The organism is Geoalkalibacter ferrihydriticus DSM 17813 (assembly GCF_000820505.1).
Classification (GTDB): Bacteria; Desulfobacterota; Desulfuromonadia; order Desulfuromonadales; family Geoalkalibacteraceae; genus Geoalkalibacter; species Geoalkalibacter ferrihydriticus.
The window spans coordinates 72,127-86,190 of record NZ_JWJD01000010.1 but is presented as its reverse complement, the minus strand read 5'-3'; the positions used below and the strand labels follow the sequence as shown (position 1 = coordinate 86,190).

Sequence of the window (14,064 nt, the reverse complement as noted above, 5' to 3'; positions counted from 1 at the left end):
CCTCAGTACCCGCGCACGGAAAAATCAGTCACAAGGCAGATCCTGCGCGCCGAAGAAACCACACCCTCCGACATCGACCGGCTCCCAGGGATTGGATGTGGGCAAGGCCCCATCAAAGGGTGCTTGGACAATTTCAAGTACCGTCGGGCTCAGGATGAAAGGAATGGATTGAGCACCATAACCGGCCAAAGCCATGGTATTTCTGGCCAGACGCCAACGCAAAACTAAGGGAACACTCACCTCGCCATCCGGTTCCTCAAGAAAAAGTCGTCTTAAATCTTGAGGTTCATCAAGTTTTTCCTGTAAAAATGCGGCAAAAAGCTTCAAGTCCCGACCATCCTTGGCGACCGGGAAAAAGGCCGCCCTATCGGCATAGGGGCTTTGCAAAAGTTTAGCAACCTCGGTACCGCATGCGGGACAGGTGGGGGAAAAAAAGACGTGAATCGGGGCATCCTGCGCACCGTAAATCGGCCAGGGCGAAAGAAACAGTTCCTTGCCGGCGGCAATCCCCACGGGAATCAGGAAGAAGACCCAGATCAGGAAAACCCCTTGCAACAGTCGCCGACCCTCGTGCGCATACCTCAACCAGAAAGCCACGGCTGTCCATCCGAGCAGAACGGCAACCACCAGACAGCTTAGACAGGGCCAGTAAAGAATTTGCCACCCGAGAAACAGCACATCCAGAAACAGGCCGATGAAAATCACCCAGAAAAGCAATTTGACGGCCAGTGGCATACGCCGCGCACACAGGGCCAGCACAAGTATGGTGCCAAACCCCATGGCGCCATAGGCATAAAAGGACACGCCGAACAGGGAATATCCGGCATAAAGAGCGCACCCCGACGTCAGGCAAAATAAATCAGCCCCGGCTGCATTAAGTAAACAAAAGACCAGCCCCAAGAGTGCGGGAGCGACAATCATCATGCCCAAAACCCCTTCAAAAGCATCCTCTACTATTTTTTCTTCGCTGCGTCCATCAACTCTCGCAGTCAAGTTTGCGCAAGGGACGGGTCCCCTGGCACACGCACAGGATGAAGCCTTTTTTGCCGGTCATAGCTCACCTTCTTTTCCGCGTTGTGCGCCCCCCTAGAGGGGCGCGGTGTAGATCAGCCAGACGCCGCCTGCGATCACCAGCAAACCACAGATCTTTTTCAGGATGACGGCGCCCTTGGAGCGTTCGTTCCAGTCGAGATAGTGCTGGATGACCTCGGTGAAGGTGCCCGCCAGCACGATCACCGCGCAATGGCCGATGCCATAGGCCAGAAGCAGGGCCGCGCCGTAGAGCATGTTGTCCGCGGAGAGGCTGAAGGCGACACCGAGCATGGGTGCCATGAAGGCAAATGTGCAGGGTCCCAGGGCGATGCCGAAGATCAACCCCAATAAAAAGGCGGCGATCATCCCCTTGCGCGCCATGCCCACCTGCCCGGGGCCGGACCAGGGCATGGGGATGACATCGAGCAGATGAAGACCAACAACAAAGAAAATCGCCGCCACGAACCAGTTGGTCCAGACGCCGAGATCACCCAACATCCGTCCGGCCATGGCCGTCGCCACGCCGATGAAGGCGATGGTGATGAGAATGCCCACGGCAAAAAGGTTGGAAATGACAAAAGCGCGCCAGGTGCTCATTTTCCCCTGCCCGTCGATGAAACCGACGATGAGGGGAATGCTGGCCAGATGGCAGGGTGAAAGCACCACGCTGATAACGCCCCAGGCAAGGGCCGCAGAGAGAGCAATCAACGGGGTGCCGGTTACGGCATTGGTCAGGGTGATAAACAACGATTCCATCTAAATTCCTTTATTGCCCAAATTCATAACCAAGCCGCTGCCAGGTCGCGAGAATGTCCTCGCGCCCGATAAAGCCGCTGCGCCGATAGAGTTCCACACCCTTTTCATCGTAGAAAATCTGGGTGGGAATCATCTGAATTCCAAAACGCCGAGCCTCATCGCGATTTTTCCAGACGTCGATGAAAGTGACATCCATACGCCCGGCAAAATCTTTTTCCAGATCGTCGAGAATCGGCTTCATCATCTGGCAGGGAATGCATTTATCGGCGCCCAGATCGACCAAGTGGGGGACTCCGGTTCCCGCGACAGGGGAACCCCCTTGAGCCGAAGCAGAGTCGGACTTTTCACAGGCGACCACCAGGGAGAGAAAGGCCACGACGGCGGACGTCAAGAAGAATTTTTGACAGCGATATCTCAGTAATTCGTACATCTTATCCATCACCTTTGCGAAAAGTTTCAAGCAATCAGCTTTTTTATTTGGTCGGGAGAAAGCAGTTTGCCCGCCGAGACCACCTTGTCGTCCACCACCAGGCCCGGTGTGGTCATTATCCCGAACTTCATAATGTCGTTGATGTTGGTGACCTTTTCCACCTCACAGGCCAAACCCAAGGCGGCCACCGCGGCCTTGGCGTTTTCCTCCAGTTTATGGCACTTGGCGCAACCGGTTCCGAGAATCTTGATGTTTTTCATGCTTTGGATCTCCTATGGTTGGTTGAGGACAAATCGCAGACAAGTTTTCACCACAGAGCACGCCGAGAGTACAGAGGTTTATTTCTCTGCGCTCTTTGCGCTCTCAGCGGTGCGCATTATTTTATAATCCCTTAAAAAAACGCTCCGAAAATCATCCCGGCGAGGGTCGACATAACCACCACCAGCGCGACGAACACGATCGTTTTCTGTGTGCCCATGATGCTGCGAATCACCAGCATGTTGGGCAGGCTCAGGGCCGGACCCGCCAGCAGCAGGGCCAGGGCCGGGCCCTTGCCCATGCCGGCGCCGATGAGTCCCTGCAAAATAGGCACTTCGGTCAGGGTGGCAAAATACATGAACGCTCCCACCACCGAAGCAAACAGATTCGCCCACAGGGAGTTGCCGCCCACCAGTCCGGCGATCCAGGCGGAAGGGATCAGGCCTTCCTGCTCCGGACGCCCAAGCAGCGCTCCCGCCACCAGCACCCCGATGAGCAGCAGGGGCATGATCTTTTTGGCGAAATCCCAGCTGGTGGAAAACCACTCGTTCAATTCGCCACTTTCATCCTTGCCGGTGGTGAGCAATACCGACAGACCGATGGCGCCGGCGACAAAAGCCAGGGTCGGATGCTGGGGCACGGCCAGAGCCAGAACGACCACCGGCGCGGCAGCCATCAGCATCCGAACCTTGCCGATATTGAACCAGGCGACCAGAATCAGCGCCAGAGCCACCGCAAACAACGAAGAAAAAACCCATTTTCCTTCGTAAATGGCATACCAAAGACCCTGTTCTTCGGCCGGACGACCCCAATTGGCAAAGACCAGAATACCGACCATGGATCCGAAATAAAGGGCGTTCTGCCACAGGGGGCGCGTCACCGGGGGCTCCGACATGAGCGCTGCCGCCTCGATCTTGGCCTGTTCTTCCTTGCGGTAAATCAGGTGCATGCACAGGCCGATGACAATGGCAAAGGCCACCGCCCCGACCGCGCGCGCTACGCCCATCTGCGGCCCAAGCACCGCGCCGGTCAACACGATGGCCAGAATGTTGATAGCCGGACCGGAATAAAGAAAGGCGCTGGCGGGACCCAGCCCGGCGCCCATGCGATAGATACCGGCGAACAGCGGTAATATGGTGCAGGAGCACACCGCCAGAATACTGCCCGAAACCGAGGCGACACCATAAGCCAGGGGTTTATGGGCCTGGGGTCCGAGATATTTCATCACCGCGGCCTGACTGACGAATACCCCGACCGCCCCGGCGATGAAAAAAGCCGGTATCAGGCACAGGATGACATGTTCCTGGGCATACCATTTGACCAGGTGCAGGGATTCCCACAGAGCATTTTCCACGCGCTGCGACTGGCGCAACCAATCGATGGGAAGATAATAGCAGGCGGTAAAAACGGCGACGATCGCCGCCAGGGGCTTCCATTCCTGTTTCCAGTCCACGAAAAATATCCTTTGACAGCACTTTCCTATTTGGTCAAATGACCAAATATTTGAGCAAAAAAATAGGGGTTAGTCCGCAACCACTTCAAGAAATTCGCTCTGCTCGCGCGCCCGGGATTCCAGAACCGACTCCACGCAGCCGAAAAAATTAAGAATGCAGGGCACACGCAGGCGATAAAAAACCTGGTTGCCGCGCCGGTCGTCCGACACAACGCCGGCCTGCTTGAGAACCGAGAGATGCTTGGAGACGGTGGAGATATCCACCCCGATCATCTCGGTCAGATCACAGACGCAGCGCTCCTCGTTGGCGAGTTCTTCGACAATGAACAACCGGGTTGGATGGGCGAGAGCCTTGAGAACGCGGGCGCGGGCTTCGAAATGGCTTTTGCGGTTTTGATACAAGCGCTGACCTTTCAATGGTTAAGAGGCTACTTGGCAATATAGCCAAATAGCCTCTTTTGTCAAGTACACACTTTGGGTTGCCGCTGCGCGTTACAACTTCACCGGAGGCTTTTCGTAAATATTGGGTTTCATCTCATCATGCCCGCTGTGGCAAGTCATGCAGTTCATCTTGCCGCGGGTGTTCTCCATGGCGCCACCCATATCATGACAGGCGCGGCAGGCAAGAACCTCTTCCGGGATGGGGAAATCGCCCTTGAAGCTGCCGGCCAACTGCGCATTAAGAGCCTCGACGGTCTTTTTCGTCAAATTGGCGGCGAGTTGGGCGCAGCGCTCCACGCGCTCCCTGGAAAAGGTCTGGGCTCCCGAGGCCTTGGTCCAGTGCGAGATGGACACGTGGCAAAGGGTCGAATCCGCCCGGGAGGGCTTGATGTCCATGGCCGCATTGGGGGGCCTGAGGTCGGGCAGCATGGAGTACTGATAATAATTGAGAACCTCATCAATGATCGGGGTCGGATTGGGTGAAACCAGGTAAATCGCCATGGCCGCCCCCTGCACCGAACCGCAAGTGGCACCCCAGCCGACAATGCCGCCGGCCCCGAAACGCGTCACTGAGGTGGGATAGGTCAGATAAGGCCCGCCCACTTTATCGCCAAGCATCTCAACGATAGTCGAAAACACCCCGTACATGCAGTCGCCGATGAGCTTGTTGCTGTACCCGAGCTCGAGGGCCTTGTCGGGATCAAGGGCCACATAGGGCAGCGGCTCATGCAAGACCTTGCCTTTGCTGTCCAGTTTGACGGGCGGACGCGCCTTGACGTCTTCCTTCTTTCCGTCCTGAGCACCGACCAGTTTAAAGGCTCCCGTACCGAGAACTCCGGCCGCCGCCATGCAGCCTGCCATACCCAGGACTTTTCTGCGATCCTTATCCATGCTCTAAGCCTCCCCTTGTTGCGTTGCGGTTGGACATATGGAAATTCTGTCGACGAATGCGACTGTTTTTTCCTATTTCGGGTTATTTATACAGCAAGGGGTATGCCAAGACAAAAGCGCAAAATCAGTGACTTTTCTCTCTAATCTTAATTTCATTGTGAAGGATTGTTTCAAAATGAAAGAAATGCGGGAAGGGCTTTTCTAATAAAATTCGTATTTCTTTATCTTGCGCCATAGGGACACCGGGCTGATGCCGAGAATTTCGGCGGTTCTGCCGCGATTGCCGCTAGTACGTTGCAGGGTTTTGAGGATGAGGCGCTTTTCCATCTCTTCCAGGGAAATCAAATCCTCATCTGCCGCCATGCGTTCATCCGCCGGCGGCGTAAGACGCGGCAGGTGCGCAGGCAAAAGCTCATCGCCTTCAGCGACGATGACGGCGCGCTCGACGACATTTTCCAGTTCGCGCACGTTGCCCGGCCAGGGGTGCGCACGCAGATTCTCGAGGGCCCGCGCGCTGATGGTTTGTACGCTCTTGCCGTATTTGGCGCCGTATTTCGCAAGGAAATGATGGGCCAGCAGGCCGATGTCCTCGCGCCGTTCGCGCAGGGGCGGTATCTCCACCGGCACCACGTTGAGACGGTAGAACAGATCACTGCGGAAACGGCCCGCCGCGACCTCCTGTTCCAAAGGGACGTTGCCCGCGGCGATGACCCGCACATCGGTTTTTTGCGGATCGCGACCCCCGACCTTCATATAGGTGCCTTCCTGCAGAACACGCAGCAATTTGACCTGAAATGCCGGGGAGATGGAATTAATCTCATCGAGAAAAAGCGTGCCTTTTTCCACCGCCTCGAAAAGGCCTTTTTTATCCCGGTCGGCGCCGGTGAAAGCGCCACGCACATGCCCGAAAAGTTCGGCCTCCAGCAGCGATTCGGGCAAGGCGCCGCAGTTGATGGGCAAAAAAGTTTGGGTGCGCCGGGGGCTCCACTGATGAATGAGCTTGGCCACCAGTTCCTTGCCGGTGCCCGTCTCTCCCTGAATCAGCACCGTGGTGTCAAAGGGGGCGATTTTGGCGATGAAGTTCTTTAGATCCACCATCCGGCGGCTGGTGCCGATCAATTCCTCGCCGTGCATTCCCTCGACCTGACGACGCAGTCGGCGATTTTCCTGGAGCAGGCGCACATGTTCCTGGGCGCGGCGCACGATGAGCAGCAGGGCATCGGGCTCAAAGGGTTTTTGGACATAGTCGTAGGCGCCTTTGCGAATGGCCGCCACCGCCGACTCAATGGTGCCGTAACCCGTGATGAGTATCACCGCGCATTCGGGATTGCCGCGTCGGGCGCGTTCAAGGATCTCCATGCCGTCGATATGGGGCATCATCAGATCGGTAATGACGATGTCGATCTTCTGCGCATCCAGAATCCGCGCCGCCTCGCGGCTGTCCTCGGTCGTTTCGGCAACAATCCCCTCGGCACCCAGGGTATCGCGCAGCAGCTGGCGCATGCGCAGATCATCTTCCACGATAAGAATCGAGGGAGCAGACATCAAGCGTCCTCCTAGCTGATTTTACGATTTTTTGGCACATTCGACGCACCATTTGCGTGCACCGGCAGCGACACGATAAAGGTTGTCCCCTGCCCCTCGACGCTGCTCACGTCAATGCTTCCACCCAGATCGCCGACAATTCCCGAGCAGATGGACAAGCCCAGACCCGTCCCCTCCCCCACGGGCTTGGTGGTGTAGAAGGGGTCGAAAATGCGCGAGCGAATCGGTTCGGGAATGCCCGGACCGCTATCCTCCACCTTCAGCACCACGCGCGCTCCCGCATGCCGGGTTCGGATGCTGATGCGGCCCTTGTTGCCGATGGCCTGCAAGGCATTCATCGTCAAGTTGAGCACGACCTGTTCAAGCTCACGCGGATCGGCGACAATGGCAGGTACGGCCTGCAAATCGGTGATCAATTCAATCTTGCGCTTGGCCGTTTCCGTGGCGAGCAAGGGCAAGGTCTGCGCGATGATTTCATTTAACCGGCACTCTTCAAGGCAACGCCGCGCGGGATTTGATTGACGGGCAAAGCGCAGCAAGCCCTGGATGATGGCGCTGCTCTTCTTGACTTGTTCGGCGATGATCTCGACCCAGGCCCGCTGGGTGGCGTTGAGGGTCTTGTCCTTGAGCAGCAGACGCGCATAACCCAGCACGCTGCCCAACGGGGTATTGAGCTCGTGGGCGACCCCGGCGGAAAGCTGGCCGATGGCGGCGAGTTTTTCCGTGCGATGATAAAGCTCCGTGCGCCTTCTCTCCTCGGTGCTGTCACGAAAAGTCACAACCCGGCCGAGCCGGCGTCCCTCGCTGTCGCGCAGGCGAGCGATGTTGACCGACAGCAGAAGATCTTCACCCGCGCGGCTGCGATGCACCAGCTCCAGATTCTGCGCGTCGCCCGCATTCTTGCGCAAGGCGTTCTCCATCTCGGGAAATCCGGCACCGATGGGTTGCCCCAGCATCTCGGTGGTCAACCATTGAGTAAGCTCATCAGCGGCGCGGTTGCAGGAGAGGATACGGTTTTGTTCATCCAGAACCAGCAAGCCCTCCGAGAGACTTTCAATCACCGTGGCCAGCTTCATCTTCTCGGTCAGATAATATTCACGCAGCTCCCGCTCGCCGGCCCTGGCCTCGCGCAGCTCGTCGATGGTGCGGTTGAGATGCCCCAGAATCTGCTGGAAGGACTGCGCCACGATGCCGATGGGATCCAGATCGAGGAGGGCACGATCATCCAGTTCTTCGGCCTGTAGGGCACGCGTTTCCATGATTTCCAGCAACTGATTGGTCTTGGCGCGAATGTAGCGCGCATAGGCCTGATTTTCGGCCTCCAGAACCGCGCAGCGCTCCTTTAGGGAGGCAAGTTCCTCATCAGGCGGGATCATCTTTTTTCCCGATGGAGATTTCATAATAGCTGCCGACTTTTTTCACCAGGGCTGCATAGCCCATTTTGCGGGCCGACTCGGGAACCGTGCGCGTACTGTCCCGGTGGTCGGTGCGCACCACCAGGCGCGTTTTTCCGCAGCGCAGTCGCTGTTCGTGATCATTGAGCGCCTTGAGCACCACCAGCAGGCACGCCGGACAAACCTGCCCGAGAATATTCAAGTCGATGGTTTCGATGATTTCTCTGGTGTCCATGAAAGTTTACCTCAAAAGAAGCCGGGGCAGTATGCGGGCGCCCAACCAGACACCCAGGATCAACCCCAGGGCAAAGAGCAGGGATTGCACGGAGAGCAGCGGCAAGCCGCCGAGCAGATGCTTGAAATTACATCCTTGAGCCATGCGCGCCCCCAAGGCGATCAACAGACCTCCTGCAAAGGCCGCGCCGCATTGACTCAAGGGTGGCGGAGGGGACACGTGGAACTCGCGCAATGCAACGGCGTTGACAAAGGCACCGAACACCACGCCCGCCATGAGAACAACCTCGCCGTAACGGCGACCCTCGGCGAGATGCATGGCCTCGCTCCGGCTGAAGTACTCCAGGGACGCAACATGCTCGGGCGTGATCATTCTGCCCAAAAAACCCGCCAATTCGGCATAGCCCGACGAAATGCCCAAGGGCACAGAGCTGAACAGATAAAGAGCCAGGCTGATGCAGGCAAGACATAGGGCCGCCAGCCAGGGTTGCAGATAACCGGCCACTTCGACCCTCAGGTGCCAATATCCCTTGCGTTGCCACTGAACAAAGAGCAGCGCCGCAAGAGCGATAAAAGTCCATGCGACCCAGCGCATTGCCCGCGGCCAAAGCTCAAACAGACTGGCCGGCATGGCGAGAGACAGACTGCGTTCGACCTCCTGCAGCCAGGGAAACAACTCGGCATAGAGCATGCTCCCCAAAATCATTCCAAAAAAGACCAGGACATAGCTCAGGTTTCCGGAGGCCATTTTATAAAGGGAACTCATGACGCAGCCGCCGGCCAAAACCATGCCGAAGCCGAAGATGAGCCCACCGCCGACGCCCATAAGGGACACGATGCCGTAGCCCCTGTAGGGATCCGCGGGACTGAGCCCGACTGCGCGTAGCAGCAGAAACAGAAATAAGGTCAGGACAACAGCAAGAAAAAGGTGCCGCAGACGCGCGGTGTCCTTGAAAAGAAAAACATCTCTGAGAATGGCGGCCATGCAGAAATCGCTACGGTAAAGCACCGTACCAAGAATCAGACCGAGACCGAAATAGATAACAAACCACAACCAGGGATTGCTTAGCGGCATGAAAGCACCTTGCGCCAAAAGGTATTAACGTCGCAATTTACCATCCTGGCGACAAATTGAGCAATTAAATGAATGGGGGATTCTACCCGGTAAGCTGCCTTGCCTTCATTCGCCTATGCGGATAAGCTTTCCCGGTATTTTCCCAATCTATCAACGTTTAGGGATTGTCCTCTTCCGCGGCAAGGAGTCGAAAAACCATGCTCCGGTGCTGCTGATCCCGTCTCTAGCCAAGGGATGAAAAAATCATGGGAAAGTTACGGATCCTGTTTCTCTGCACCGGCAATTTGTAGCGGAACCGGTTCTTTGGACACAAGTTAAACTCACGCCGCATGACGGATTTCATGGAGCGATTTGAACTGGTTTTTCTCGACGCGCCACTCGCTGTTATAGAGTTCGACAAAGGTCCCGACGACCTCGCGAACATCATGAACGGTTCGGAATACGTGGCCATAAATGGCTTGCTCTTTTAACGTGCGGTTGAAACGTTCGGCCACGCCGTTGGTCTGAGGCTCGGCAACGAAGGAAAGCTGGGAGTGATCCCCCAGAACTTGATCTGGTTCTGAAAGTGGTCCGAGTGCTCCTTGGACACGGGGACTTTACCCCAATTCAGTGTCCAAGAACCGCCTTCAACGACTCCAACCAGCCCAGACGGGGATGCCGGCCTCATTGCGCAACACCAGCACCGAATCATCCTTTTTGACCTCCGCAGCGATCAGGGCCGGTTTACCTTCAAATGTCACCCGAGAGCCCTTAACCTCAATCTGATCGCCCACTTTTCAGAAAAAATCAGGACAGCATGGCCTTCTTCAGCGCCTCGAACTCGGATTGCATGTTGGCAAGGCGCGCCCTGGCACCCTCCAGGTCGCCATTCATCAGCATTTGTTCCATCGGCAAAACCAACGCCCGCAACCTGTCACCGCCGACGAGTCCCGCCAACCCTTGAATGGTGTGAGCTTGCCGCTCAGCACCTTCCATGTCCGCGCCCTGCAGAGAGTTGCGCAGGTTCTCGATTTGCCCGGGAACATCTTCCAGAAATCCTTCAATGACCGATTGCACCAGGTCTTCATCCGCCATCATTCGCTCCATCATGCCCGCGCGATCAAAAACCACCGGCTCTTTCAGGACAGGGGCAGGTTGCTGAACGGAAGGCACACTTTTCTCGGGCAGCCATTTCTCCAGAATCTCGGCCAACAATTGCGGCGACACCGGCTTGGACAGAAAGTCATCCATACCCGCATTGAGACAGCGCTGTCGATCGCTCTGCATGGCGTGGGCGGTCAAGGCAATGATCGGCACCCGGTGATTAAGGGCCGCGGATTGCGGATTACGGATCTGCCTGGATGCTTCAAAACCATCCATGACCGGCATCTGCACATCCATGAGCACCAGATCGTAGGCCTTGGTCTCAAGGGCATTAAGGGCTTCCGCACCGTTGGCAACCGCATCGGCAGATAGTCCAAGTTTTTTGAGAATACCCAGGGCTACCTGCTGATTGGTGGCATTGTCCTCGACCAGGAGGATGCGCGCTGTGCGACCACCAAATCGGGTGGTCGCTCCATCAACCCTTTGAGACGGTGGAAATCCTTCCTCTGTATTGAAATCGGAAATTTTCTGAGTCAGCGCAGGTGACCCGCCCGTGTCAACCTGCAGATAACCAGCGGTTTGCGCGCCTGCGTCCCGCTTGCCAAAGCGCGCGGTAAATCTGAATTCCGACCCCTTGTTTTCTTTGCTGCGCACGCTCACCTCCCCGCCCATGAGTTCGACCAGTTGCTTAGAGATGGCAAGGCCCAGTCCCGTGCCGCCGTATTTGCGGGTGGTCGAATTGTCAATCTGTGTGAATTTGTTAAAAAGAAACCCGATTTTGTCCTGCGGAATGCCGATACCCGTATCGCGCACTGAAAAGCGCAACAGCGCATCCTCCTGCCCTTGCTCCACCAGCGACACCTGAACCGCCACTTCACCCTCCGTGGTAAATTTAAGGGCATTGCCGGTCAGGTTGACTAGAATCTGCCGCAGACGACCGGGATCGCCGCGCAGGAAAACGGGAACTCCCGGATCAATAGCACAGGAAAATTCCACCCCTTTTTCCTCCGCTTGCACGGCAAACGCCATCGAAAAACTGTTGAGCAGACTTGGCAATTTGAAGTCCAGCGTGTCCAGCTCGAGCTTTCCGGCTTCAATCTTTGAAAAATCGAGAATGCCGTCAATCAAGGAAAGCAGCGATTTGCTGCTCCCACGCACAATCTCGGCGTAATGCCGCTGTTCATCGGTCAGTGCCGTATCGAGCAGCAGCCCCGTCATGCCGATGACCCCGTTCATGGGCGTGCGAATCTCGTGGCTCATGTTGGCCAAAAACTCGCCTTTGGCAAGATTGGCTGATTCCGCCTCTCGGGCCATTTCCCCAGCGCGTTCACTGACGGCCTGCAACTCCAGGTTGGCGACCTGAAGTTCTGTCTCTGCCCGCCTGCACTTGGTCACATCAAGCACGGCGCCGATCAGCCCGACAACCGCACCCTGCGCGTCGGTCAGGGACGCTTTGTGAAACACCACCTCGTGAAGAGCGCCCTGAGCATCCTTGACCCGGGAATCATACACCTGAACCCCGGGTTTCTCGAACAGCACGAGATCCTGGGCGTGATAGATTTCAGCCAATTCCGAGGGACTGATGTCAAAAACGCTTTTGCCGATAAGTTCCTGCCTGGACTTTCCGAAAAATGTCTCAAACGCATTATTGAAGCCCAGATAGCGCCCCTCTTTGTCCTTGTAAAAAACCGGAATCGGTATGGTTTGCAGCAGCATCCTCAAAAACATTTCGCTGTCATGCAGCGATCGCGTTCGCTCCTCAACCAACCCTTCAAGTTCCTCGCGGCGCCGAAAGGTGACTCCGGTTACGGCAGCGAGAGCGACGGTCAGCACAAGCCCGCTCAGCGCGACCAGCAGCCCGGCTCGAGCAGGGTGCAACAGCATGAAATCCGGCCCCCCGTGGGCGGTTACGGCAAAAACCCTGCTGTAGGCAAATACGGGGCGCGTCACGGACAGCCCATTTCCCGACATGTCCTGGCGGTCCCCATAGACCGCGAGTAATTGGCTCGGAGCATCACTGTGCACCAGTGCGATTTTCATCAATATCGAATGATCCTTTGCCTGACTTTTCAGCAGATTGTCCAGGCGCAATGCTGCAAGAACAAAACCGCGCAAAGGGCCCTTATCTTCGCGAGTGAAAACCGGGCGCATGATGAGCATGCCCAATTGGTCATCGGTTTCATCGACCAGGGTGAGGGGCGCGGTAGCGGTCATCATGCCGGAATGCATCGCCTCTTCCAACGCCGCGCGACGCAGGGGCTCAGAGCCCAGGTCAAAACCCAGAATCGGGTCATTAGCTGTCAGGTGCACGACATGCATAAGCGGAAAATACCTGTCCCGACTGCCGGCAGACATGCGGTTACCCTGAGCGTCCCTTTCCCAGATGGAAAAATCCTGCAATCCATCGGCATCGAGCTGCTGTTTAAAATCGAGCCTCTCCGCCGCTGACACAGCCGGGATCAGAGCCCAGGCGTGAACCGCCTGATTTCGAGTAAGAAAGCCGGTGAAATGCTGAAACTCTGCGGAAGTAATGTGTTCGCGGCCCTCATAAAAACGCGCCAGGCTTTCCAGTTCAATGTCGCGCAAATCATGCAAAGTGTCTGCTATGGCCCCGGTCTGGATTGCCGCCAGTTGCACAAAGCTCTGCGCGCGGTTACGACTCTCCCAATCATGCGCCATCCAGGCGGAGAACATTGTGAGGATCAGCCCGATTAAAGCCACCAGGGCGGGCTCAAGGCGGTGCATCCAGCGTGATGGGTCATTTCTAAATCGCGAGCGTAAATTCAGCAGCACTGCGCCGAAAAGTAAAACTGCAGCCAGTGCCAGGGTCAATAGCACACTGGGGAGCGCTGCCCGGATCAACAAGCGCGACCAGAGGCGAGCGTCAATATCCAGGCCCAAAACTGCGACAACGCCACCCGTGGCGGGATCAATCAAGGGCACAGCACTACTGATAAAACGACCCCATTGATCGGTATAGGGGCCTTCCGTTGTTGGGATTGCCGTATCGAATACACGGCGAAATCCATCCGGAACCTCGTTGTAGATCAGGCCGGGCGCAACTTCATCGGCGGAACCAACCGGTTCGTTATCAACGAAAAAAAATACGCTCTCATCAGCATTTCGGCCCATGAGATAGATGAAGCGGTGGCGGGGATCGATGGAGACACTGGCGGAAAACTGTTTTTTTAGGCGCAGGTATGCAGGAGACTGGAGGTCGGCGGGGGTGCCGCTGAGGGCATTGACATGATCGATATTCACTGTTTGCGCAAGCCATTGCGCCTGACGCAGCAGATCCTGGCGCAGGTGGTCGAAAGCCGTTTGCACGGACCACCAGGCAAGCAGCACTCCCGCCACAAAAACCGGGAGGATTGCAATGGCAGAAACCAGGCTGTATTGTTTTTTCTGTCCTGTCAGCTGGCCATTGGTCACAGGATAAAAACTTTCGGAACTGCATTTTCAAGGCGTCATT

The 14,064-nt window shown here is 56.5% G+C and carries 12 protein-coding genes and 1 pseudogene; all 13 read right to left on the bottom strand.

All coding sequences use genetic code 11. From position 1 onward, the window contains the following. Positions 1-24: 24 nt before the first annotated feature. On the bottom strand, positions 25-924 hold the full coding sequence (locus GFER_RS16425; RefSeq protein ID WP_040101105.1) for a hypothetical protein: 900 nt from the start codon (positions 922-924) through the stop codon (positions 25-27). A gap of 162 nt (positions 925-1,086) precedes the next feature. Further along, a complete protein-coding gene (locus tag GFER_RS16420; protein ID WP_040101103.1) occupies positions 1,087-1,788 on the bottom strand; it encodes a cytochrome c biogenesis CcdA family protein in 702 nt (233 codons plus the stop codon). A 10-nt stretch (positions 1,789-1,798) separates the two neighbouring features. Continuing rightward, entirely contained in the window at positions 1,799-2,218 is a 420-nt protein-coding gene (locus GFER_RS16415) for a thioredoxin family protein (RefSeq protein WP_074669614.1), read from the bottom strand. A gap of 26 nt (positions 2,219-2,244) precedes the next feature. Next, positions 2,245-2,478: a thioredoxin family protein gene (locus GFER_RS16410; RefSeq protein WP_040101101.1), complete on the bottom strand. Its 234-nt coding sequence runs from the start codon at positions 2,476-2,478 to the stop codon at positions 2,245-2,247. 131 nt (positions 2,479-2,609) lie between these two features. Then, entirely contained in the window at positions 2,610-3,929 is a 1,320-nt protein-coding gene (locus GFER_RS16405; RefSeq protein ID WP_040101099.1) for a permease, read from the bottom strand. Positions 3,930-3,998: 69 nt separating this feature from the next. Further along, positions 3,999-4,331 carry an ArsR/SmtB family transcription factor gene (locus GFER_RS16400; RefSeq protein ID WP_040101097.1) on the bottom strand — a complete coding sequence of 111 codons (333 nt, stop codon included), beginning with the start codon at positions 4,329-4,331 and terminating at the stop codon, positions 3,999-4,001. A gap of 90 nt (positions 4,332-4,421) precedes the next feature. Further along, entirely contained in the window at positions 4,422-5,261 is an 840-nt protein-coding gene (locus GFER_RS16395; protein WP_052446525.1) for a C-GCAxxG-C-C family protein, read from the bottom strand. Positions 5,262-5,462: 201 nt separating this feature from the next. Then, positions 5,463-6,806 (bottom strand): sigma-54-dependent transcriptional regulator, encoded by a 1,344-nt coding sequence (locus tag GFER_RS16390; protein WP_040101095.1) that lies wholly within the window; start codon positions 6,804-6,806, stop codon positions 5,463-5,465. Between the two features lie 11 nt (positions 6,807-6,817). Beyond that, the gene (locus GFER_RS16385; protein ID WP_052446524.1) at positions 6,818-8,182 is read right to left on the bottom strand and encodes a two-component system sensor histidine kinase NtrB; all 1,365 of its coding nucleotides are present in this window, start codon (positions 8,180-8,182) and stop codon (positions 6,818-6,820) included. Continuing rightward, positions 8,169-8,435 (bottom strand): sulfurtransferase TusA family protein, encoded by a 267-nt coding sequence (locus GFER_RS16380; RefSeq protein ID WP_052446523.1) that lies wholly within the window; start codon positions 8,433-8,435, stop codon positions 8,169-8,171. Before GFER_RS16380 ends, GFER_RS16385 begins: the two co-directional genes overlap by 14 nt. Positions 8,436-8,441: 6 nt before the next feature. Continuing rightward, on the bottom strand, positions 8,442-9,509 hold the full coding sequence (locus GFER_RS16375; RefSeq protein ID WP_052446522.1) for a YeeE/YedE family protein: 1,068 nt from the start codon (positions 9,507-9,509) through the stop codon (positions 8,442-8,444). Positions 9,510-9,829: 320 nt separating this feature from the next. Next, positions 9,830-10,083: pseudogene (locus GFER_RS18410) on the bottom strand (integrase core domain-containing protein); the annotation flags it as partial. A 212-nt stretch (positions 10,084-10,295) separates the two neighbouring features. Then, positions 10,296-14,024 carry a CHASE domain-containing protein gene (locus GFER_RS17990; protein ID WP_052446521.1) on the bottom strand — a complete coding sequence of 1,243 codons (3,729 nt, stop codon included), beginning with the start codon at positions 14,022-14,024 and terminating at the stop codon, positions 10,296-10,298. Positions 14,025-14,064: the final 40 nt, after the last annotated feature.

Coding starts and splice junctions, on each gene's coding strand:
- GFER_RS16425 (WP_040101105.1), bottom strand. CDS start 924: ATGATGATTGTCGCTCCCGCACTCTTGGGGCTGGTCTTTTGTTTACTT.
- GFER_RS16420 (WP_040101103.1), bottom strand. CDS start 1,788: ATGGAATCGTTGTTTATCACCCTGACCAATGCCGTAACCGGCACCCCG.
- GFER_RS16415 (WP_074669614.1), bottom strand. CDS start 2,218: ATGTACGAATTACTGAGATATCGCTGTCAAAAATTCTTCTTGACGTCC.
- GFER_RS16410 (WP_040101101.1), bottom strand. CDS start 2,478: ATGAAAAACATCAAGATTCTCGGAACCGGTTGCGCCAAGTGCCATAAA.
- GFER_RS16395 (WP_052446525.1), bottom strand. CDS start 5,261: ATGGATAAGGATCGCAGAAAAGTCCTGGGTATGGCAGGCTGCATGGCG.
- GFER_RS16390 (WP_040101095.1), bottom strand. CDS start 6,806: ATGTCTGCTCCCTCGATTCTTATCGTGGAAGATGATCTGCGCATGCGC.
- GFER_RS16385 (WP_052446524.1), bottom strand. CDS start 8,182: ATGATCCCGCCTGATGAGGAACTTGCCTCCCTAAAGGAGCGCTGCGCG.
- GFER_RS16380 (WP_052446523.1), bottom strand. CDS start 8,435: ATGGACACCAGAGAAATCATCGAAACCATCGACTTGAATATTCTCGGG.
- GFER_RS16375 (WP_052446522.1), bottom strand. CDS start 9,509: ATGCCGCTAAGCAATCCCTGGTTGTGGTTTGTTATCTATTTCGGTCTC.